This is a genomic window from Paenibacillus sp. FSL H8-0261, from assembly GCF_045040645.1.
In the GTDB taxonomy this organism is placed as follows: Bacteria; Bacillota; Bacilli; order Paenibacillales; family Paenibacillaceae; genus Paenibacillus_AQ.
Genome location: NZ_CP150297.1, coordinates 5,000,656 through 5,020,635, shown reverse-complemented (window position 1 = coordinate 5,020,635; position 19,980 = coordinate 5,000,656). Strand labels below are relative to the sequence as shown.

The following is a 19,980-nucleotide window of genomic DNA, read 5'->3' as shown; positions in this document are numbered from 1 at the left end:
TGTCCAGAGGGCAGAGCCCTTTGGGCCCTCCCTTAGGAGGGAGGGCTTGGGAGGGATCGAAAAAAGATTTTAATAAAAGCTTTAAAAAATGTTTCAATTGTTCTACGGAGGAGAGTTAAAGTTGGAAATTCTATTTAGCGATTTTTTTCAGCGAGCGCTTGCGGGCGGTCTTCTGATAGGTATTACAGCGCCGCTTATAGGCGTTTTTCTTGTGCTCAGACGTTTATCTATGATTGGGGATACGCTGGCTCATGTTACGATAGCCGGTGTGGCACTTGGTTTTTTGACAGGATTTTACCCGCTGGGAGCAGGTCTTATTTTTGCAGTGGTGGCTTCCTTCGCGATAGAGAAGCTGCGCAAGGCTTATAAGAGTTATGCAGAGCTCTCGATAGCCATAATTATGTCGGGCGGAGTGGCTTTAGCCTCACTCTTTTTCACTTTAGGAAAAGGTTATAATGCAGATGTTATGAGTTATTTGTTCGGTAGCATTTATACGCTAGACAATACCGATTTAATCGTAGTAGGGATCGTAACGATAGCAGTTGTAGTAGTAGTATCGCTGTTCTTTAAGGAGTTCTTCTTACTTAGCTTTGAAGAGGATGCTGCTAGTGTCAGCGGACTCCCAGTGAAGCTGCTTAACATGTTGATTACCATTCTGACGGCGCTTGTAATCAGTACTGCGATTAAAATTGTTGGATCTTTGCTAGTATCAGCTCTACTGACCATTCCTGTGGCCATCAGCTTATTGTTATCTCGAAGCTTTAAATCCTCAGTCATTCTATCCGTCATCATTTCGGAAATTGCTGTTGTAGGCGGACTAGTGGTTGCAGGAGTTTGGAATCTGGCCCCTGGTGCAACCATTGTGCTTTTACTCATATCACTATTAGTGTTGACTTTGATCGGTAAAAAGGGTTTGCCAGCATAAACAGCGAATAAAATATAGGGTATGCCCTGAAGTGATTCGAATGCTGGAAGGAGAGCCGCTACCTTGTCTAATATCAATGCAGGAATAGCCTTAGCAGCAGGGGTAGCATCATTTATATCACCCTGCTGCTTACCGCTTTATCCCTCTTATTTATCGTATATTACCGGATTATCCGTTCAGCAATTGAAGTCAGGCAGCAATACCAAAGAGGTCCGTATACGCACAATAACCCATACATTGGCATTTATTTTAGGTTTTTCAGCGGTTTTTTACACCTTAGGATTTGGTGCAGGACTATTTGGACAATTTTTTAATGGACAGCGTGATCTGATCCGGCAATTATCGGCGATTTTGATTATTGTGATGGGATTATTTTTGCTTGGGATCTTTCAGCCGCAATTTCTACTTCGCGAACGTAAGCTTGATTTAAAATGGAAGCCGGCGGGTTATGTGGGATCCTTTATTTTTGGGATCGGTTTTTCAGCGGGCTGGTCTCCATGTATTGGACCGATTCTGACTGCGATTATCGCACTTTCTGCAAGTGAGCCTGGCACGTGGTTTACGTTAATTACGGCTTATAGCATAGGGTTCGCATTGCCATTCTTTGTCTTAGCCTTCTTTCTTGGAGGAGCCAGACGTATCCTTAAATATTCAAATGTGCTGATGAAGATTGGTGGCGTTCTCATGGTATTTATGGGCGTTCTGCTCTTTACAGATCAAATGTTTCGGATCACAGTTTGGCTACAGGGAATCACACCAGATTGGCTCATTTTTTAAGTGAAATAATCAATTCCTGCTTCTGGAAAATGTTCGAATATCCGCTCTGTGATAAACTCTCGCAGGGCGGTTTGCTGTTCATCTGGATAGACATATTTATTTTGTCCCCAGCGTCCCCATTTCTTCTTACGCTTCTCCATGTCCATTTCTAGCTTGGATTTGGGGTAGCGCTTCTCTATAACCGTCTTAGCCGTTTTGGTGAATCGATGCTGAATCATTTCGAAGGTTAATCCTTTTCCGACTTCAGGGGGGAGGGTCTGGGCTAACTTGGCCAGTAGCTCAGCATAACCTTCTTGCCAGCCGTCATACCAAATAATTGGAGCAATGATAAAGCCAAGTGGATAACCCGCCCGTGCTACCTTTCCAGCGGCTTCAATACGCTCCTCAAAGCGGGAGGTGGCAGGCTCGAAATTTTTGATTACATAATCTGCGTTGACGCTGAAGCGAACTCGGGTATGTCCGTTATGCTCCAAAGCAAGCAGTGGTTCAACATGTTGGTATTTGGTCACAAAGCGCAGGCGGCCAAGGGGTTCTTTTGCCATAAATGTAATTAGTTCTGCCAGAGAGCCGGTAATATGCTCAAGTCCTAAAGGATCTGATGTGCAGGCAGCTTCAAAAGTGGTGATTTCTGGATTGCGCTCCTCAATATATTTTTTGGCAGCATCTATAATGTCACCTGTGTTTACATATACGCGAATGTAGGGCTTTGCTCCTAAGGTAGTCTGCAAATAGCAATAATGGCAGTGCCCCATACAGCCGGTGGCAATGGGAATAGCATAATCAGCCGATGGCTTGGATTGGTCAAATTTCAAAGTTTTGCGTAGGCCGACAACAAGCGTTCTTTTGGCAATTTTATATTGCTCGACCTCAGTTTCACCAGGGAAATTCATAATACGATTATGTGATGTGGTCATACGATATGGGATATTGTTAGCCTTTACCCATTCCATTATTTTTTCACCTTTAGGGTAATTTAAAGCATTCGGTTCAAAGAAAACAAGCTCTGGAAGAAAAAGTGCAGTAGGTTTTCTGGGTCTTTTTACAGTAGAGGGCTCTGGCGTCACTATAGTCATAAATTCACGCTCCTTTTGAATGACGAGTATGTTTATTATGTCTAACTCAGCCCCAATAGAAGCATGGCAAACATGTGCAACTCATCTGTAAGTTCCTTTGAAGGACTTGCCAAGGTGCGTTAGAAACATGTATCATTGTTAGAGCAAGGTTTGGCCCGGCGCCATGCTCATTATAGAAAAGAGGTAAAGTTTAATGCCAACACCCAGCATGGAGGATTATTTGGAGCGCATATACAAGCTCATAGATGAGAAAGGTTATGCGCGGGTCTCGGATATTGCCGAGGGACTGGAAGTACACCCCTCCTCTGTGACCAAGATGATCCAAAAACTGGATAAGGACGAATATCTCATCTATGAGAAATATCGTGGGCTTGTCCTAACCAACAAAGGGAAAAAAGTAGGAAAACGTCTAGTTGATCGCCATCAACTATTGGAGGAATTCCTCGGATTGATCGGAGTACAGCAGGAATACATTTATAATGATGTTGAAGGAATCGAGCATCACTTAAGTTGGGATTCGATTACGCGTATTGAAACATTGGTAGAATATTTCCGCCGCGACGAAGAACGTGTACAGACTTTATATGCGATTCACAACGAACTGACAAGCGATTCTTGAAATGTTTTTCCCGAAACGGATACTGTCCTAAAAGTTATGCGCAGCAAGGCTTTCGTGAGCATAATCAGTGGATAGTATAGCCGTTTCTATTTTGTTTAGTGCAACCTTTCCCAGTTTTTAGCGTCAAAACGGATACAGTCCTTTTAAAAATATAAGAGAGTATGAGTTTTATTCGGTACTTCTTATATTTTTTGCAGAGACAGATACCCCCTTTTTAGAAGGAGGCATTCTCTCATCTGCTTGAAGGATTTATCCGTTTTTTCTTATTTTTTGGATACATATTTTTTAGATTTGGGGAGGAATTATGAATTATCGTAAATGGATGTTGAGTTTGTTAGTACTTATGTTGTTTCTGCCTTTATGGTCTCCTGGTGCACGCGCGGCAGCGGTGCAAATTACGATTGAACTGGATGGAGAGGCGCTGGTTAGTGATGTGCCTCCGTATATCACAACTTCCAATGTAACGATGGTGCCAATAAGTGTGATCAGTAAAGGATTAAATGCCGGCGTAGTATGGAATCAAAATAGTAAGACTGTAACGATCACTCAAGGAGATACGGTTCTCAAGCTGACCAGTGGCCTGAAAAAAGCATGGGTAAACGATACTTCGGTAGCGCTGGATACATCCGTGCAGATTAAGCAGGGGCGGGTAATGGTACCCATTCGTTTTGTAAGTGAGCAATTGGGACTGCAGGTGTTATGGGATCAGGTTAATAAGCATATTTCCTTGATCTCCAACACTGAACCACCACAATCTGTCGATCCAGAAAAACCAACGACACCAACGACACCAACGACACCAACGACACCAACAGTGCCGACGTTACCGACTATCCCTGGTGGATCGACTGGTAAGGAGATGAAGGGGGCTTGGATCTCTACCGTATTCAACCTGGACTGGCCTTCAACGTCTTCGGCAGGAAATGAAGCGAAACAAAAGCAGGAGTTTGATAATTTGTTAGACAAGCTAAAGGCTGTTGGCTTTAATGCTGTATTTGTTCAGGTTAGACCTTCAGCAGATAGTCTGTATCCATCGACTTTAGTTCCTTGGTCTAAGGTATTGACGGGTACACAAGGGAAGAATCCGGGATATGATCCTCTAAGCTATATGGTCAGTGCTGCGCATTCCCGCGGCATGCAGTTTCATGCTTGGTTCAACCCATTCCGTGCAACGACGGATGCTTCCACCTCAGCGTTAGCAAGTAACCATGTGGCAAAAGCACATCCAGAATGGATTGTGAATGCCGATGGTAAGAAATACATTAATCCAGGTATTCCGGAGGCTCGCCAACATATCATCGACACGGTGATGGAAGTGGTTAAAGGTTACGATATCGATGGTGTCCATTTGGATGATTACTTTTATCCTTCAAATGTTACTTTTGCCGATGATGCTGCTTATTCTACCTATAATACGAAAAAGCTTTCTAAAGCTGATTGGCGCCGAGATAATATTAATGAATTTGTCCGTCAGTTGGGAGAACAGATTCATAAGGTGAAGCCAAAGGCTTCTTATGGGATCAGTCCTTTTGGAGTATGGCGAAATATTAAAAATGATAGTACAGGTTCGGACACGACTGCAGGGGTATCTGCTTATGACAGCATGTATGCGGATGTTCGGACATGGATTAAGCAGGGCTGGATTGATTATGTCGCTCCGCAAATTTATTGGAGTTTGTCCTTTAGCACAGCTCGTTATGACAAGTTAGTAGATTGGTGGGTAAAAGAAGTCGAGAATACGAATGTTAAACTCTACATCGGGTTAGCTGGTTATAAGGTCGGAGCCAGTGATCAAAAGGCTGAATGGCAAAGTGGAGATCAAATTATTAATCAGCTCAAATATAATGAGAAGTACGAAGAGGTTGCAGGTAGTATTATGTTTAGAGCGAATGACGTCGTAGTCCGCAATCCGTTCGGATTGTCGAGCTTACTGACCTTTTATTTTAAATCCTAATAGTTTAGCTGTTATTCATAAGGAGTCATGAATGTTCCCCTGTGCTCATAGATAAGCAATAGAATCTATGGGAAACGGGGGATTTTTGTGTATGGAGATTAACGCAGTATTTGAAGGAGGAGGCGTAAAGGGGATTTCTCTTGCGGGAGCAGTTGAAGCTACAGAAAGGGCAGGCTGGACTTTTAAAAGGGTAGCAGGAACCTCCTCAGGTTCGATTGTAGCCACTTTACTAGCAGCGGGCTATGAAGGGGAGGAAATGTGTCGGATAATCCAAGGAACATCCTTTTCATCGTTTCTGAAGCGAGGTCCCATTTATAATACGGCTATCGTTGGTCCTGCGCTGCGAGTGTTATTGAAGAAAGGATTATATTCTGGAGAAGCCTTGGAGTCCTGGATAAGAGCATTATTACTGAAAAAGGGGATCATCACCTTCCGTGATCTGCCTGCCGGTAAATTATCTATCATCGCATCCGATATCACAAATGGAAGGATATTGGTCTTGCCAGATGGCTTGGAGCAGTATGGGATCTCTCCGGAGCATTTTGAAGTGGCCAAGGCAGTGCGAATGAGCTGCAGCATTCCTTATTTTTTTGATCCTGTGATGTTAAGACTAAACGGGCAGGCAGCAAGAGGGAAATCCTTTGCCGAGCAGTTTGTGTATGTTGTAGATGGTGGGCTCTTGAGTAACTTTCCTTTGTGGCTATTTGACAGCAAGAATAATGGGAGCAAACAACCTGGGAGCAGAATTCCTACGGTAGGTTATCAAACGGTAGGTAAGACCGATCCACAGCCGCATAAAATTAGAGGGCCATTCAGTATGCTCCAAGCTATGGTAACCACCATGCTCTCTGCTCATGATGAGAAGTTTATTGAAGGGGATAAATTTGTTCGTACGGTAAAAATTCCTACGCTTGGGATTGGGACGACTCATTTTGAAATTACAAAAGCGCAAAGCGATGAAATGTATGCTGCTGGACTTAAAGCAGGAGAAGATTTCTTTAAGGAGTGGCGACCAAGATAACGAGCGAGGTATCCATATGAGAAAAAAGCATCCCGCACGTTACTTAAAACGTGGAGATGCTTTTTGGAGTTCTTATGAAGTTAGTGATACTTCGGAAGCTGATCGTCATTTTTCCCTTTACTTCCTTCGATCACTTGGAAAGGATAGCTTTTGCGTTTGCCTGGTGCAGCTTGAGTCTTGCGAATTCCTGCTACCTTTGACATGGTCTTCTGGGAAGGCTTCACTTTAACCTTAGATCCACTGCTGCTACGAGCGTATTTACCTGGTCCCATTTTTTTGTAAGCATAATAAATGATTGCTAACAGTACTAGGGGGAGGATCAGCTTCGACAGCGTAAAAAAGGGCTCAGTCAAGACTCCAATCACAAAACCGAAAATCGCAAGCGTAACCGTAATCCAAAAAATTAAAGCATGCCTGATCATAGATCACTCATCCTTTCGCAGGATCCAATATGCCGCCTGACACACTTGCCTCCGAATATCCTCTTGCTTCAATCGCAGCATCAAGCTCACGCATACGGTTAAAAGAGGCAATAGATACTTCTACCTGATCGTCTTTTGGCTCTTTGGTTGTAAGGAGTTGCAGCCACAATCCAGGGTAACCCAGATATTTAAGGCCTGGTACTTCTCTTACCGCATTGGTTCCCTTTAGAACTTCGAACGATACACCAATTACGACTGGCAACAAGATAATCCGTTGGATCACTCGTTCCCAAAGATTATCCCATGGGACTACGGAGTAAATGATCACACCGAGGATAATCGTCAGCATCATAAAGCTACTTCCACAGCGGTAATGCAGACGGCTGTATTTCTGAACGTTCTGAACAGTCAGTTCTTCGCCTGCTTCAAAAGCGCTGATGACTTTATGTTCGGCGCCGTGATACTGGAACAGTCGCTTGATCACTGGTGTTTGAGAAATCGCCCATAAATAGACCAGCAAGAGAATCATTTTGATGCCGCCTTCTATGAGGTTGTGCAGTACGTAGTTATCAAATACATTTTTAAATAAAAAATCCTCTACAAATACCGGAACAAGCGTAAAAATGAGCTTTCCGAACAAAAAGGAGAGAATACCCATTACAGCAACCCCAAAAATCATTCCAAGGCTCCAGCCCTCATCCTTTTTCTTCGGCTTCGCTTTTTCCTTCTCGATATCTTCCGGTTCCAATTCATCTTCAGCGTAGGATTCGGCTGAATAGTTCAAGTGCTTAGAGCCTTTAGCGCTGGCATCTATTATACTGACAAGGCCGCGAAGCAGCGGAATCTTGCGCAGTTTCGTGACCCAGCTCTTATCGCTTTTGGGTACTTCTAAAAATGTGATTTCCTGATTCTTGCGTCGCACGGCTGTTACATTGATATGCTTACCGCCGAACATGACGCCTTCAATGACGGCTTGGCCGCCGTAACTGGGAGTTTCCTGGGACAACCAATTCACCTTCTCGTATTTAATATGATTTATATAATACATTGTAACTAATTTTTGAAGACATTACTAGTTGGATCGCCTTTTGCTGTACATACTATCTTCTAGAGAGAACGAGAGATAAATCGGCATTGAAAATAAAGAAAGCGAGGCAATTTCATGAGCAAATCTCATCAACAACAATCGGGGCATACAAATATTTGGCTTTTTGCACTCGAATTAGGTTTTTTTGCAGGATTAATTTGGGGTGGGCTTCATTGGCTAGTCTATTGGTTCAGTTTTACCAAAGTCAGCCCTGGCTTTATCGCAGAGCCTTTTTTCAGGCATGCGTTTTTGACAACAGCATTTGGACATTTTGTGGGATATATGATGTTTATTGTATTTTCTGTCATCGCCTCCATGCTATATGTACTGCTTCTCCGTAAGCTGAAGGGACCTTGGCCAGGCCTGGTCTACGGCGTTTTATGGTGGGCGATTATATTTATTCCCGGCTCGCAGATGTTTCTTATGCAGCCCCCATTCAAGCTGCCGTGGAACACTGTCATTAGTGAGTTCTGCATTTTTCTGCTATGGGGAATGTTCATTGGATATACAGCAGCGATCGAGTATACGGACGAACGGAAGCGTGAGCAAAGTACAGCGCTTGCCTAACGGCGCGAAAAAACTTCTCAAGGGGATATCCCTATGTTAAAATACAATGTGGCTATTTCGAGAGGAGAATGAAAATGGGTAACAAGCGTGTCTCCAAGCTGCGTAAGGTTTTGCAGGATCAAGGATTGGATGCAATGTTGATAACTAGCGGTTATAACCGCCGCTATTTAAGTGGATTTACCGGATCGTCCGGTTATGTACTGGTGACAAGTGATGATTGTTATCTGCTGACTGACTTCAGGTATATGACACAGGCCGCGGACCAAGCAATGGGGGTTAAAGTTGTAGAACATACAACTAAGTTCATTGATACAGTTCGCGAGCTTCTGCCTTCTGGTAAAGAGGTACGTATCGGTTTCGAACAGGATGATGTTTCATTCAGCGCGTACACCTCATATGCAGAAGCACTTAAGCCGGCAGTGTTAGTTCCAATTTCCAAAGCTGTGGAAGACCTTCGTATGTTCAAGGATGAGGAAGAGCTTGCCGTTATGCAACGTGCAGCAGATCTGGCCGATGCTACATTCAGTCATATTCTGAACGTGATCAAGCCGGGCATGACTGAGCGCGATGTTGATTTGGAAATGGAATTTTATATGCGTACCCATGGTGCAACTTCTTCATCGTTTGATACGATTGTTGCTTCAGGTGAACGTTCGTCCATGCCACACGGCGTAGCAAGCAGCCGTGTAATTCAAGGCAATGAATTCATTACCCTTGATTTCGGTGCATTACTTGATGGCTATTGCTCAGATGTGACAAGAACCATCGCACTCGGAGCACCGGATCCGAAGCTGAAAGAGATCTATGATATTGTGCTGGAAGCTCAGCTACATACTTTAGCACATATCAAGCCGGGTATGACTGGACGGGAATGTGATGCCTTGGCACGTGATATCATTGCTAGCTACGGATATGGTGAACAATTTGGACACAGCACAGGCCATGGACTTGGAATGGAAGTTCATGAGTGGCCGCGTTTGTCCAAACTTAGCGACGATATTATGCAGCCGGGGATGGTAGTAACTGTGGAGCCTGGTATTTATTTGCCGGGAATTGGCGGAGTACGTATTGAAGACGACATTGTGATCACGGAGAGCGGAATATCACTGCTGACCCATTCGTCTAAAGAATATACAGTACTGTAAGTAAGTGTGATGTATTAGATTGATTATAAATTTTGGAGGGATTTTTAGTGATTTCAGTAAATGATTTTAAAACAGGTTTGACCGTAGAGGTAGAGGGAGATATTTTTACCGTTATTGATTTCCAACACGTTAAGCCAGGTAAAGGCGCAGCATTTGTTCGTTCCAAGCTTAAGAACTTGCGTAACGGTAATACAGTAGAGCGTACATTCCGTGCAGGTGAAACGATTGGCCGTGCTATTATCGAAAACCGTGGTGTACAATATCTCTATGCCAGTGGATCGGACCACGTATTCATGGATAACGAAACTTATGACCAATTCGAATTGTCCGAAAAGCAATTGGAATGGGAATTGAATTTCCTTAAAGAGAACATGACTGTAAACATCGTTAGTTACAAAGGTGAGATTCTTGGGATCAACCTTCCTACCAGCGTAGAGTTGAAGGTTGTTGAAACTGAGCCTGGCGTTAAAGGAAACACGGCTCAAGGTGCTACGAAATCGGCCAAGCTTGAAACCGGACATAGTGTTCAGGTTCCATTGTTCATCAACGAGGAAGACATCTTGCTGGTTGATACTCGTGAAGGTAAATATATCTCCCGCGCGTAGGAAACAGAACAATAACCTAGATATTACCAGAAGAGCCTCCCCGTTTATACGGTGGAGGTTTTTTTATGAACAGTAACGGATAAATATGCTGTGGAAACCTACATTAAAATACTGGAAGTTGAGTAAAATAAGCACAGCTGAAGGGCAGATGCTGACCTTATCTTTTTTTTTCACAGCGGGGAAATTTAATAAATTTTTTATGAAACCATTAACGCAAGGCACTGTTTTCGTATTATACTGATTTAAAGCGGGAAACCGATTAGAAGCAACTACATAGACCGATATGGGGAGTGAATGGGACTTTGTCACTTTATGTTATGAAATTCGGAGGCAGCTCCGTCGGCGACACTGAACGAATGAAACGCGTCGCCAAGCGCATCGCAGACAAGCAAGATGAGGGGCATCGCTGCGTTGTGGTTGTATCTGCAATGGGGGATACAACAGATGATTTGATCGATACGGCGAAGCAACTAAACGGGCAGCCGCCCGCACGTGAAATGGATATGTTGATGACGACAGGTGAACAAATCTCCGTCGCTCTATTGTCCATTGCCCTGCATGGGATCGGGCGGAATGCAGTTTCTTATACAGGATGGCAGGCTGGATTCCGAACAGACGAAACTCACGGCAGAGCTCGTATCAATGAAATTGACCCGCGTCGTGTATTAGCGTCTTTGGAGCGTGAACAGATCGTGATCGTTGCAGGCTTTCAGGGAATGACTGTGGACGGTGAGATCACCACATTAGGCCGCGGTGGTTCGGACACAACAGCCGTAGCATTGGCTGCTGCTATTCAAGCAGATGTATGCGAGATCTATACCGATGTAGATGGTATTTACTCCACAGACCCACGTATTGTGAAGACGGCACGTAAGCTGAAGGAAATCTCTTACGATGAAATGCTGGAGCTTGCTAATCTGGGAGCAGCTGTATTACATCCACGTGCAGTGGAGTACGCTAAGCGTCATCAAGTTAAGCTGGTCGTTAGATCGAGCTTTAATCATAATGAAGGTACCGTTGTGAAGGAGGAAACAAGCATGGAGCAGGGAATCGTAGTTAGTGGTATAGCATTTGATAAGAATGTAGCGCGTGTCAGTATTCTTGGAGTTCCTGATGTACCAGGTGTACTCGCTCAGGTCTTCGGTAAGCTTGCTGAAGAGGGCGTTAACGTAGATATCATCGTACAAAGTGGTGTACAGAATGAGCAGGCTGACTTCTCATTTACAGTTTCTCTTGATGAACTGGATCGGGCGAAGGAAGTAATTAAAGAAATTCATAAAACTTTGCCTTATCGTGAAGTTACCTCCGAGGATAACCTGGTGAAGGTATCCATCGTTGGTGCTGGTATGGTCAGCCATCCAGGGGTAGCGGCTCAAATGTTTGATGTACTCTCCCAAGAGGGTGTAAGCATCAAGATGGTCAGCACTTCTGAGATCAAAGTATCTTGCGTTATTGAATCAGGCAATTTGCCATCAATCATACAGGCGCTTCATACCGCCTACAATCTCGATACAACAGAGCAGGCTTTTGTCGGAGGTCCTAAAGATCGCCGATAAGAGCTGCTGAGTAAACAAAGAGGGATGCCTTACAGCCAAATGGCTGCGGGCATCCCTTTTCATTTATATAACAGCAAGGGATGTAGGTCCCTGAATTTATCCTAATCGTTTGAACCGGCCCTGAATCTCTACAGTCTCCACAACATTGACGAAGGAGCTTGGGTCTGCCTCAAGAATAGTTCTCCGCAGATTTGCAAGTTCATACCGAGTCGTTACAGTCATTAGCATGGTATTTCCCTCATGACTGTATCCACCCTCTGCATTGACGACAGTGATGCCATGAGGTAACTCTCTGAGACGGGTCAACATCATCTCCCGTTCTTTGGTAACGATAAAGCAGGTCAGCTTCACATGGCGAATATGGATCATATCGACTACTCTACTCTTTACAAAAATACAGAGCATAGCGTATAAGGCGGAATCCCAGCTTTTAAAGAAGCCTAAACTCAGAATAACTAATCCATCCATTAAGAACATGATATTCCCCATGGGAATATCCCGTTTACGTGAAATAATCGAGCCTAATATATCAAATCCCCCAGAAGAGCCCCCAGTACGGAGAGAAAAACCAACGCCCCCAGCAATAATTACTCCGCCGAAAATACTTGCAAGAATGGGGTCCTTGGTCATTTGCACCTCAGGAATAATGGTAATGAACCAGGTGGTGGCCACGACGGAAAGCAAGCTTAGTAAGATGTATTTTTTCCCCACTGCAATAAATCCCCAGACAATTAAAGGAAGGTTTATTACAAAATAAAGCTTAGAAATGTACTTCGGATCCGTTAAATAACCGACGACCGAAGCCACCCCTGCTACCCCACCGCTCAGAAGCTGATGAGGAATTAGAAACAATCGCATCCCGCTTGCAATTAAAAAGGCTGAAAAAATAATGATAGCTACTTCCTTGAGTGGTCTGACTACGGTCCGCATGTTTTGCGGTAACCCGTAACTTCGAACTTGCATGACACAAATCCCCTCTTTTTCTTATGTCTTTATAGTCTGCTCTTTTTGAAAATATAAACCCACTATATTTCCAATTAACAAGGATACCACAGATGGAAGTGTTCGTAAAAAATAATTTTATCGTACTGATTATATTTATTTATATAGGTGTGTACTATGAACTCTTTCACAGTTGGACTTGCAATTCTGTCATTTCTCCTTGTCTAAAGTGAGTAATTATCGCATATCCATGGATAAGAGAAGGACAAACCAGCCCTGAATATCATTCTGTGTGAAATAGTAAAAGTTAGGAGTGGAGTGGATTGGACAAGTATGTAAGCTGGATGGCGACTCTTCGGCTGTTCTCGGGTAGTGCGGAGATTATAGCTGCACTGATTATGCTGCGGTTGAATCAGGTAGACAAGGCGCTTGCAGTCAATTCTGGACTAGCTTTGGTAGGCCCGACGATCTTGATATTGACGACAGCGATCGGACTCACAGGGATGGCTCAGCAGTTGTCCTGGAGCAAACTGGGCTGGGTCGGTTGCGGTGTAGCCTTTCTCTTAATCGGGATTCTAAAAAAATGATAGATGATAGGCATATTGAGCGCGTACAAGCATAAATATGGAATAAAGCAATTAGATAGAGGACAACTTGGGGGTACTTTGTATGGCAGATGATTGGTTGCAATTGTTTCCTGAAAAAGTAAGAGCACTATTAAAGTGCCTTCCCCTTCCGCTACTTGGAATGGTGGAAGAGATTCGGGTCCGTGAAGGTCGTCCGCTGGAGATTAACTATTCAGGTAAATATCACTTTCTTAGAGCAAATGGCAGCGTAACGCAAAGGCCGGAAGAAGCCTATAGGCCGGATCGGGAGGACACTCATAGACTGCTAGATCTGATCAGCAACCATTCACTATATACGATGGAAGAAGAGCTGAGAAAGGGATTTATTACGATTCCTGGCGGCCATCGAATAGGACTTGCTGGTCGGACGGTGCTGAGTGGTGGTGGTGTGGAGCATCTACGCGACATTACAAGCTTCAATGTTCGCATAGCCCGTGAGGTTCCCGGAGTCGCGGATAAAGTGCTACCTTATCTGCTGGACAAGGGGAGGCAGCGAATGATGCACACCTTGATCCTCTCGCCTCCACAGCACGGGAAGACAACACTTCTTCGCGATATCGCAAGACAAATCTCCTTAGGAGATTTGGGGAAACGTGAAGGCGGAAGACCCGGTATGAAGGTGGGGATTGTCGATGAACGTTCTGAGATTGCCGGAAGCAGACGCGGGATTCCCGCCTTTGATGTTGGTCCGCGCACAGATATCCTCGACGGCTGTCCCAAAGCTGAAGGCATGATGATGATGATTCGTTCCTTGTCACCGGATGTATTGATCGCTGATGAGATTGGTCGTCCTGAAGACGCTGAAGCAGTCACTGAAGCGCTGCATGCTGGAATATCAGTCGTTGCTTCGGCTCACGGTAAAGAAGTAATAGAACTGGCTCGTAGACCCGGGCTTGGCGGGCTATTGGAACAAAAGATGTTCGAAAGATACGTCATTCTGCATCGCTCAGAAGCAGGACTCTCCTTTCGTGTTCTGGATGGACAGAAACGCGGATTACTTCTTATCTCACTCGGGGATCGATTAGGTGGTGATTTACATGCTTAAGCTATTCGGTGCCGTTCTGATTGTGCTGGCTGGTACGTTAGCAGGGCTCCAATTTGCAAAACAATATGCAGACAGGCCAAGACATATCAGAGGCTTGATAGCAGCGCTACAGCGGCTGGAAACAGAAATTATGTACGGCTTTACCCCATTGCCTGAAGCTATGCGGCGCATTGGGATTCAGTCTAAGGAACCGCTCAAAACGTTGTTTGTTAAAACAGCTGAGGAGATGAGCCCACCCCATGATCGAAGTGCCCAGGATGCCATTCAGAGGGCTATGGACTCGCATTGGAAGTCTACCGCATTGAAGGGGACAGAAAAAGAGATTCTCCGCCAGCTCAGTTGTACTCTCGGTACAAGCGATAGGTCCAATCAGAGCACTCATATCGCGTTAGCATTGCAGCAATTGAAGCAGGAGGAGTCGGTGGCCAGAGAGGATCAAGGCAAATATGAAAAATTGAGTAAAAGCCTGGGTCTGCTGCTTGGAGCATTGATCGTCATTTTGATCTTTTAGCGAGGTGCCAGGAATGAATATTGAAGTCAATGCGATTTTTCAAATTGCCGGCATTGGCATAATTATCGCCATGATACACACGGTGCTTAAACAGATGGGAAAAGAAGATTTCGCACATTGGGTTACCGTAATCGGGTTCGTCGTTGTGCTATTTATGGTTATTCGAATGCTGGACGGACTGTTGCAGGAAATAAAAACGATCTTTCTTTTTCAATAGGCGTGCTATGGAGATCATTCAAGTTGTTGGAATAGGGCTGATATCGACCATATTGATTCTCGTGCTGAAGGAACAAAAACCGATGTTTGCCTTTCTCCTCGCTACTGCCACAGGGATTCTGATCTTCCTGTTTCTAATCGGCAAGATTGGAATGATACTTTCCACACTGGAGCGGGTGGCAGAGTCATCGGGGATGGAAATGATCTATTTGAAGACCGTGTTCAAAATCATCGGAATTTCATATATCGCTGAATTTGGAGCACAGATTGTGCGTGATGCAGGGCAGGAATCGATTGCTTCCAAAATAGAGCTCGCTGGAAAAGTCCTCATTATGGTACTAGCTGTACCCATTATCAGCATCATTATTGAAACGGTCATGAAGCTGCTACCTGCTTAAAGCAATTGAAGGAAGCTAAGCAACGATTAGGGAGGAGGAGTTATGCAAAAGTGCAGTGTTTTTCGTCCTCCAAAATTAAAAATAATACTGCTGCTGCTGCTCCCATGCTTCTTCATTCTATGGTTTGCAGGTACAGCTCAGGTGGCCATAGCTTCTCCAGCAACTCCAGCACCTGGATCGGGGAACTCCTCCCCAGTAGACCAGTGGGTCAAGGGTCAGGTGAACAATCTGCCAACAGATAAGGTGGAGTCGTACTGGGATCAACTGATGAAGGATTACGGAGGTTTTTTTCCAGACGGGGCAACACCATCACTTATGGACATGCTGCTTCCAGGGGATAAGGGACTCAGCTTACAAGGTGTATTATCTGGGCTTCTTGGATTTATGTGGCATGAGGTGTTGTACAACGGAAGGCTGCTGGTCACGATTGTCATGGTCAGTGTGCTCAGCATGATACTGGAGACGCTACAAACCGCTTTTGAGCGAAAAACGGTCAGCAAGGTGGCTTATACGCTCTGTTATATGGTAGTGCTCGTTATTGCCGTGAACAGCTTCAATATCGCTATAGGTTATGCGAAGGATGCTATCGACCGGATGATTGATTTTATGATGGCCATGATTCCGCTACTGTTTGCGTTACTAGCTTCCATGGGGAACATTGTTACCGTCTCGGTCACACATCCACTAATTGTTTTTATGATTCATACCGTTGGCACACTGATCCACACCATTGTCTTTCCACTATTATTCTTCTCGGCGGTGCTGCATCTCGTAAGTGCATTGTCGGAGAAATACAAGCTGACCCAGTTGGCGAATCTGCTAAGAAATATCGGAGCTGGATTACTAGGAGTACTGCTCACTGTGTTCCTCGGTGTGATTTCAGTCAGGGGAATTACGAGTTCAGTGACAGATGGTGTTACGATCCGGGCCGCTAAATATATTACAGGCAACTTTGTTCCGGTCATCGGAAAAATGTTCGCAGATGCAACAGACACAGTGATCTCAGCTTCACTCCTGGTGAAGAACGCTATTGGGCTATCCGGAGTGATCATCATTTTGTTCCTTTGCGCTTTTCCGGCGATCAAAATTCTGGTGCTTGCTCTGATCTACAATGTAGCTGCTGCTGTAATGCAGCCATTAGGAGAGACGCCGATTGTGGTCTGCCTCCAGACCATCGGAAAAAGCATGGTGTACGTATTCGCTGCTTTGGCAGCTGTATCGTTAATGTTTTTTATGGCCGTCACGATCATGCTAACCGCTGGCAATTTAACCGTCATGATGAGGTGAGCTTGAAGGCTATGCTAACAAAACTTAGTGGGTGCTTACGAAGCTAGTTTAGTACGAAGAAATTCTCTGAAGGCTATGCTAACAAAACTTTTAGGAGGGAAACGATGAGCTGGTTGGGCGATTGGCTACGAGAGATCATACTTGTCGTGCTGCTAGCATCATTCGTTGAATTACTGCTCCCAAGCAAATCCATGGAGCGTTATGCAAGGCTGGTGCTGAGCCTCCTGATCTTACTTACCATGCTTAGCCCGATCGTTTCTCTCCTTAAAGGTGACGCAATAGCCGAGCTGAGTATAGCCATGGGGCGTCAGGAGAAAGAGGGAGGCTTATTCACAGGAGGGGGAAGTGGAGATCCCTCTTTGGAAAAGATTCTGGCAGATGGTCAAAAGCTTGCACAAGGGCGACAGGATCAAAGCCTAAAGCTGGCCGCAGAAGAGGTTGCTGAGCAAATGAGGGAGCAGATCATCAGCGAGACCGGCAAACGCGGGGTTAATGTCACTGTAACGCTCGGCATGGGGAAATCCGGCGGCTCCGGTAATGAAGATATTCCTGTCATCTCTGCAGTGAAGGTCTCAATGTCCCAAGCAACAGCTAATTCCATAGGGGCTTCCGGTACTTCCAGCGCAGCTGCTGCTCCGCCGATTGCAATCGCTCCTGTAGAGCCTGTAGAAGTAAAGATCGGTACGAATCCAGAGAATGGATCAGCTTCTGCAGATGAGCCCAAAGCAGTGAACGGAAATGTAACAGAAAATAACACGCCTTCAAGTGAAACGGAGTCCATCGTAAAGCTGTTGGAACAAAAATGGGATTTAGATCCCAAAGTAATCCAAGTAGATGGCGGCGTTGTGAATAACGTCAAGTTATGAGTCTGTAGCTTCTAAACTATCAATGTTAGGAGGGATAGGAGTGGGCAATTGGCTGAAAAAGCTGGAGCAATGGGCTGGGGGTGGGGCTGGCAGTCCGAAGAGAAGTCATACTTTCCGCTGGCTAATCATTCTGGGTCTGCTGGGCGCAGCGATTATGCTGTTTAATTCCTTCGTCAATGTGAAGAAGATTGATAACGAGAATACGGGGCGTGAGCCACCGCTGAATCAGTCCTCCCAAACGGCGCTGGTGCAGAGTGATCCTGGAGCGACTAACTCGTTCGAGAGTATTGAACAGACACTGGAGAACCGGACGAAGGAGATTTTGGAGAAAATCGTTGGTGTCGGTACCGTTGATATCATGGTCACTGTGGAATCCACGGAAGAAATTGTCGTGGTGCGAAATATGAACGACTCCCAGCAGCTTAGTGAGGAGACGGATGCCAGTGGTGGAAAACGTCACACGACACAATATACGAGGGATGGCGAAATCGTAACCTACTCGCAATCGGGTGATGAAACACCTATTGTGACGAAGCGGATTAAGCCTCAGGTACGCGGCGTACTGGTAGTTGCCAAAGGTGCAGAGAACAAAGTCGTTCGTGGACTTATCGAGCAGGCTATCGAAAAAGGCTTGAATGTCCCAATTCAGCGCATTTCAGTAGTACCACGCAAACAAGAGTAGCAGGAGAAAGTCAAGAAGTGAGTGCTTCCGAAGCAGCCACTAGATTAAATTTTAGGAGGAATTAAGAATGAACGGCAAAAGACAAACAATATGGTTGGTTTCTATGCTCAGTTTGATGGTTGTACTCTCGGCATACTATTTATTTACTGAAGATTCAGGTGCATCGGTTCCAAAAGACACAGCAGGAACTATGCAGGTAGACTCCTTGAAAAAAGATACAGCAAACGCAGCATTACCAACGGTTGGCGACAAAGGCATCGTTGTGAACGAAGTTGTCAATCAAGGAGATGTTGTTGCTGATGGAGGCGTTGTAGATAACGCTAGCGGCACTACAGCCACTGACGATAGTGCAGCCACTGCAACTACTGATGACAGTGCAACTACAGCGGTTAAGGATGATAGCAGTAAAGCAGCAGACAGCGGTAACTCTGAGAAAGCTTCTACGGACACTGCTGCAAAAGACTCCAGTAAAACTTCTGACACAGCAACTAAGGACACAGCAACTAAGGACACAGCAGCTAAGGATACAGTAACTAAGGATACGGCAGCTAAGGATACAGCGGCTACTACAACATCCAAAACCCCTGCTAAGAATGATAAAGAAATCCTGGATGAAGTAGCTTCACAAAGTGTATCGGCGAGCAGCATGTTCACTAACTACCTGTATGAACGTGAGCAAAAGAATCTAAAGAGCCAACAAGACTTACTGGCTTTGATTAACGATATGGAGAAGACGCCTGCTGATAACGCAGTTGCTCAAGAACAGCTCCTTAACCTTGAAGAAAAAGAATCTAAAATTACGGGCATCGAAGAACAGCTTCAACAAAAATATGGGGAAGCCATCGTGAAGGAAGAAGCTGGGGACAGCTATAAAGTAGTCGTACTGAGTGACAAGCTGGATGTAAAACAAGCGGTTAGCATCGTTGATCTCGTAATGAAGGAACTGAGTGTGTCTCAGGATAAAGTTAGTGTTCAATACGTTTCCGAGAAATAATAAGACGTGAAATTATAGGAAAAATGACGAAAGAGCTCGGGTTCTCCCGGGCTCTTTCCATTTCTAGCGTTTATGATATAATACATAAAGTTATCTTGTCCGCTTAAGAAGTGGCTTCGAGAGAAAGCTGAAGGAGTGAACTAATGTATGTTCAAGTTGAGCGAAATTAAGGAATTAATTAAATTGCTGGACCAGACCTCCTCTGTACATGAGTTGGAGATCGAAAGCGAAGGAATGAAGCTTGCAATTCGCAAACCGGATCGCCCTGAAGCTGATGGAACAGCAGTACAGGCGACTCCTTATAATGCCTATCCCTTTACGCCTGCCCCGCAGCCGCAGAGCGTGCAGCAAGTGTCCTATCCAGTAATCAGTGAGGTTCCTCCAGCGCAGCAGCCACAAGCCGTCGCAGAAGGCAAACTACATAAAATTGTATCTCCAATGGTGGGAACATTTTATAGTGCCGCTTCTCCGGAAATGCCATCGTTTGTTAATGTTGGAGACCGTGTTGGTGAGAAAACAACGGTATGCATTATCGAAGCGATGAAGCTGATGAATGAGCTGGAAGCGGAGATTAAAGGTGAAATCGTGTCCGTACTGGCCGAGAATGGTCAGCTTGTAGAATACGGTCAACCACTATTCTTGGTTAAACCGGAATAAATACC

General features: G+C 44.9%; 23 protein-coding genes. 19 read left to right on the top strand and 4 right to left on the bottom strand.

The features are described from left to right. Positions 1-121: 121 nt before the first annotated feature. Both MHI27_RS22440 and MHI27_RS22435 read left to right on the top strand, forming a co-directional pair. A complete protein-coding gene (locus tag MHI27_RS22440; protein WP_042194307.1) occupies positions 122-925 on the top strand; it encodes a metal ABC transporter permease in 804 nt (267 codons plus the stop codon). A 63-nt stretch (positions 926-988) separates the two neighbouring features. Beyond that, the gene (locus MHI27_RS22435) at positions 989-1,702 is read left to right on the top strand and encodes a cytochrome c biogenesis CcdA family protein (protein ID WP_042129852.1); all 714 of its coding nucleotides are present in this window, start codon (positions 989-991) and stop codon (positions 1,700-1,702) included. On the opposite strand, the gene splB is transcribed toward MHI27_RS22435, so the two are convergent. Beyond that, a complete protein-coding gene (splB, locus tag MHI27_RS22430; RefSeq protein ID WP_339242876.1) occupies positions 1,699-2,775 on the bottom strand; it encodes a spore photoproduct lyase in 1,077 nt (358 codons plus the stop codon). The two genes, MHI27_RS22435 and splB, sit on opposite strands and share 4 nt — an antisense overlap. A gap of 193 nt (positions 2,776-2,968) precedes the next feature. Between splB and mntR the strand changes: the two genes are divergently transcribed. The 3 genes from mntR (at position 2,969) to MHI27_RS22415 (ending at position 6,369) form a co-directional block, all read left to right on the top strand. Next, complete coding sequence (gene mntR / locus MHI27_RS22425) at positions 2,969-3,394, top strand: transcriptional regulator MntR (protein WP_042190488.1); 426 nt, start codon at positions 2,969-2,971, stop codon at positions 3,392-3,394. A gap of 304 nt (positions 3,395-3,698) precedes the next feature. Then, entirely contained in the window at positions 3,699-5,348 is a 1,650-nt protein-coding gene (locus MHI27_RS22420; RefSeq protein WP_405174735.1) for a family 10 glycosylhydrolase, read from the top strand. A 91-nt stretch (positions 5,349-5,439) separates the two neighbouring features. After that, a complete protein-coding gene (locus tag MHI27_RS22415) occupies positions 5,440-6,369 on the top strand; it encodes a patatin-like phospholipase family protein (protein ID WP_405174734.1) in 930 nt (309 codons plus the stop codon). 80 nt (positions 6,370-6,449) lie between these two features. Here MHI27_RS22415 and MHI27_RS22410 read toward each other — a convergent pair whose 3' ends face one another. Both MHI27_RS22410 and MHI27_RS22405 read right to left on the bottom strand, forming a co-directional pair. Beyond that, positions 6,450-6,791, bottom strand: coding sequence for a hypothetical protein (locus MHI27_RS22410; protein WP_042190481.1), 342 nt, complete (start codon positions 6,789-6,791; stop codon positions 6,450-6,452). Positions 6,792-6,798: 7 nt separating this feature from the next. Continuing rightward, positions 6,799-7,746, bottom strand: coding sequence for a DUF1385 domain-containing protein (locus MHI27_RS22405; RefSeq protein WP_371916578.1), 948 nt, complete (start codon positions 7,744-7,746; stop codon positions 6,799-6,801). A 207-nt stretch (positions 7,747-7,953) separates the two neighbouring features. Here MHI27_RS22405 and MHI27_RS22400 point away from each other — a divergent pair, with 207 nt between their 5' ends. The 4 genes from MHI27_RS22400 (at position 7,954) to MHI27_RS22385 (ending at position 11,751) form a co-directional block, all read left to right on the top strand. Then, on the top strand, positions 7,954-8,445 hold the full coding sequence (locus MHI27_RS22400; RefSeq protein ID WP_076284474.1) for a YqhR family membrane protein: 492 nt from the start codon (positions 7,954-7,956) through the stop codon (positions 8,443-8,445). Positions 8,446-8,519: 74 nt separating this feature from the next. Continuing rightward, positions 8,520-9,590, top strand: a complete 1,071-nt coding sequence (locus tag MHI27_RS22395; RefSeq protein ID WP_076300855.1) for a Xaa-Pro peptidase family protein — start codon at positions 8,520-8,522, stop codon at positions 9,588-9,590. A 47-nt stretch (positions 9,591-9,637) separates the two neighbouring features. After that, positions 9,638-10,195, top strand: a complete 558-nt coding sequence (gene efp, locus MHI27_RS22390; RefSeq protein WP_042190473.1) for an elongation factor P — start codon at positions 9,638-9,640, stop codon at positions 10,193-10,195. 302 nt (positions 10,196-10,497) lie between these two features. Next, the gene (locus tag MHI27_RS22385; RefSeq protein WP_042190470.1) at positions 10,498-11,751 is read left to right on the top strand and encodes an aspartate kinase; all 1,254 of its coding nucleotides are present in this window, start codon (positions 10,498-10,500) and stop codon (positions 11,749-11,751) included. Positions 11,752-11,847: 96 nt separating this feature from the next. On the opposite strand, the gene MHI27_RS22380 is transcribed toward MHI27_RS22385, so the two are convergent. Then, positions 11,848-12,714 (bottom strand): YitT family protein, encoded by an 867-nt coding sequence (locus tag MHI27_RS22380; RefSeq protein ID WP_081382878.1) that lies wholly within the window; start codon positions 12,712-12,714, stop codon positions 11,848-11,850. 302 nt (positions 12,715-13,016) lie between these two features. Between MHI27_RS22380 and MHI27_RS22375 the strand changes: the two genes are divergently transcribed. The 10 genes from MHI27_RS22375 to accB all read left to right on the top strand — a co-directional run bounded on the left by MHI27_RS22375 (position 13,017) and on the right by accB (position 19,975). Then, positions 13,017-13,280, top strand: a complete 264-nt coding sequence (locus MHI27_RS22375; RefSeq protein ID WP_371915730.1) for a YqhV family protein — start codon at positions 13,017-13,019, stop codon at positions 13,278-13,280. A gap of 82 nt (positions 13,281-13,362) precedes the next feature. Continuing rightward, positions 13,363-14,364 (top strand): stage III sporulation protein AA, encoded by a 1,002-nt coding sequence (gene spoIIIAA, locus MHI27_RS22370; protein ID WP_405174733.1) that lies wholly within the window; start codon positions 13,363-13,365, stop codon positions 14,362-14,364. Further along, a complete protein-coding gene (gene spoIIIAB / locus MHI27_RS22365) occupies positions 14,357-14,875 on the top strand; it encodes a stage III sporulation protein SpoIIIAB (RefSeq protein ID WP_341135393.1) in 519 nt (172 codons plus the stop codon). The genes spoIIIAA and spoIIIAB overlap by 8 nt, the downstream gene beginning before the upstream one ends. A 13-nt stretch (positions 14,876-14,888) precedes the next feature. Then, on the top strand, positions 14,889-15,092 hold the full coding sequence (gene spoIIIAC, locus MHI27_RS22360) for a stage III sporulation protein AC (protein ID WP_036682849.1): 204 nt from the start codon (positions 14,889-14,891) through the stop codon (positions 15,090-15,092). Positions 15,093-15,099: 7 nt separating this feature from the next. After that, on the top strand, positions 15,100-15,489 hold the full coding sequence (gene spoIIIAD / locus MHI27_RS22355) for a stage III sporulation protein AD (protein WP_042129828.1): 390 nt from the start codon (positions 15,100-15,102) through the stop codon (positions 15,487-15,489). A 42-nt stretch (positions 15,490-15,531) separates the two neighbouring features. After that, entirely contained in the window at positions 15,532-16,776 is a 1,245-nt protein-coding gene (spoIIIAE, locus tag MHI27_RS22350; RefSeq protein WP_405174732.1) for a stage III sporulation protein AE, read from the top strand. A gap of 104 nt (positions 16,777-16,880) precedes the next feature. Further along, positions 16,881-17,642: a stage III sporulation protein AF gene (gene spoIIIAF / locus MHI27_RS22345; RefSeq protein WP_341052576.1), complete on the top strand. Its 762-nt coding sequence runs from the start codon at positions 16,881-16,883 to the stop codon at positions 17,640-17,642. Between the two features lie 40 nt (positions 17,643-17,682). Next, positions 17,683-18,324 (top strand): stage III sporulation protein AG, encoded by a 642-nt coding sequence (gene spoIIIAG, locus MHI27_RS22340; RefSeq protein WP_042190462.1) that lies wholly within the window; start codon positions 17,683-17,685, stop codon positions 18,322-18,324. Positions 18,325-18,391: 67 nt separating this feature from the next. Then, on the top strand, positions 18,392-19,318 hold the full coding sequence (locus tag MHI27_RS22335; RefSeq protein WP_405174731.1) for a SpoIIIAH-like family protein: 927 nt from the start codon (positions 18,392-18,394) through the stop codon (positions 19,316-19,318). Positions 19,319-19,465: 147 nt separating this feature from the next. Further along, positions 19,466-19,975: an acetyl-CoA carboxylase biotin carboxyl carrier protein gene (gene accB, locus MHI27_RS22330; protein WP_042190457.1), complete on the top strand. Its 510-nt coding sequence runs from the start codon at positions 19,466-19,468 to the stop codon at positions 19,973-19,975. Positions 19,976-19,980 lie beyond the last annotated feature (5 nt).

Bases quoted from the DNA above. Each gene is read 5' to 3' on its own strand.
- splB (WP_339242876.1), bottom strand. From the start codon at position 2,775: ATGACTATAGTGACGCCAGAGCCCTCTACTGTAAAAAGACCCAGAAAA.
- mntR (WP_042190488.1), top strand. From the start codon at position 2,969: ATGCCAACACCCAGCATGGAGGATTATTTGGAGCGCATATACAAGCTC.
- MHI27_RS22420 (WP_405174735.1), top strand. From the start codon at position 3,699: ATGAATTATCGTAAATGGATGTTGAGTTTGTTAGTACTTATGTTGTTT.
- MHI27_RS22415 (WP_405174734.1), top strand. From the start codon at position 5,440: ATGGAGATTAACGCAGTATTTGAAGGAGGAGGCGTAAAGGGGATTTCT.
- MHI27_RS22410 (WP_042190481.1), bottom strand. From the start codon at position 6,791: ATGATCAGGCATGCTTTAATTTTTTGGATTACGGTTACGCTTGCGATT.
- MHI27_RS22405 (WP_371916578.1), bottom strand. From the start codon at position 7,746: ATGTTCGGCGGTAAGCATATCAATGTAACAGCCGTGCGACGCAAGAAT.
- MHI27_RS22400 (WP_076284474.1), top strand. From the start codon at position 7,954: ATGAGCAAATCTCATCAACAACAATCGGGGCATACAAATATTTGGCTT.
- MHI27_RS22395 (WP_076300855.1), top strand. From the start codon at position 8,520: ATGGGTAACAAGCGTGTCTCCAAGCTGCGTAAGGTTTTGCAGGATCAA.
- MHI27_RS22380 (WP_081382878.1), bottom strand. From the start codon at position 12,714: ATGCAAGTTCGAAGTTACGGGTTACCGCAAAACATGCGGACCGTAGTC.
- spoIIIAA (WP_405174733.1), top strand. From the start codon at position 13,363: ATGGCAGATGATTGGTTGCAATTGTTTCCTGAAAAAGTAAGAGCACTA.
- spoIIIAB (WP_341135393.1), top strand. From the start codon at position 14,357: ATGCTTAAGCTATTCGGTGCCGTTCTGATTGTGCTGGCTGGTACGTTA.
- spoIIIAC (WP_036682849.1), top strand. From the start codon at position 14,889: ATGAATATTGAAGTCAATGCGATTTTTCAAATTGCCGGCATTGGCATA.
- spoIIIAD (WP_042129828.1), top strand. From the start codon at position 15,100: ATGGAGATCATTCAAGTTGTTGGAATAGGGCTGATATCGACCATATTG.
- spoIIIAE (WP_405174732.1), top strand. From the start codon at position 15,532: ATGCAAAAGTGCAGTGTTTTTCGTCCTCCAAAATTAAAAATAATACTG.
- spoIIIAF (WP_341052576.1), top strand. From the start codon at position 16,881: ATGAGCTGGTTGGGCGATTGGCTACGAGAGATCATACTTGTCGTGCTG.
- MHI27_RS22335 (WP_405174731.1), top strand. From the start codon at position 18,392: ATGAACGGCAAAAGACAAACAATATGGTTGGTTTCTATGCTCAGTTTG.
- accB (WP_042190457.1), top strand. From the start codon at position 19,466: ATGTTCAAGTTGAGCGAAATTAAGGAATTAATTAAATTGCTGGACCAG.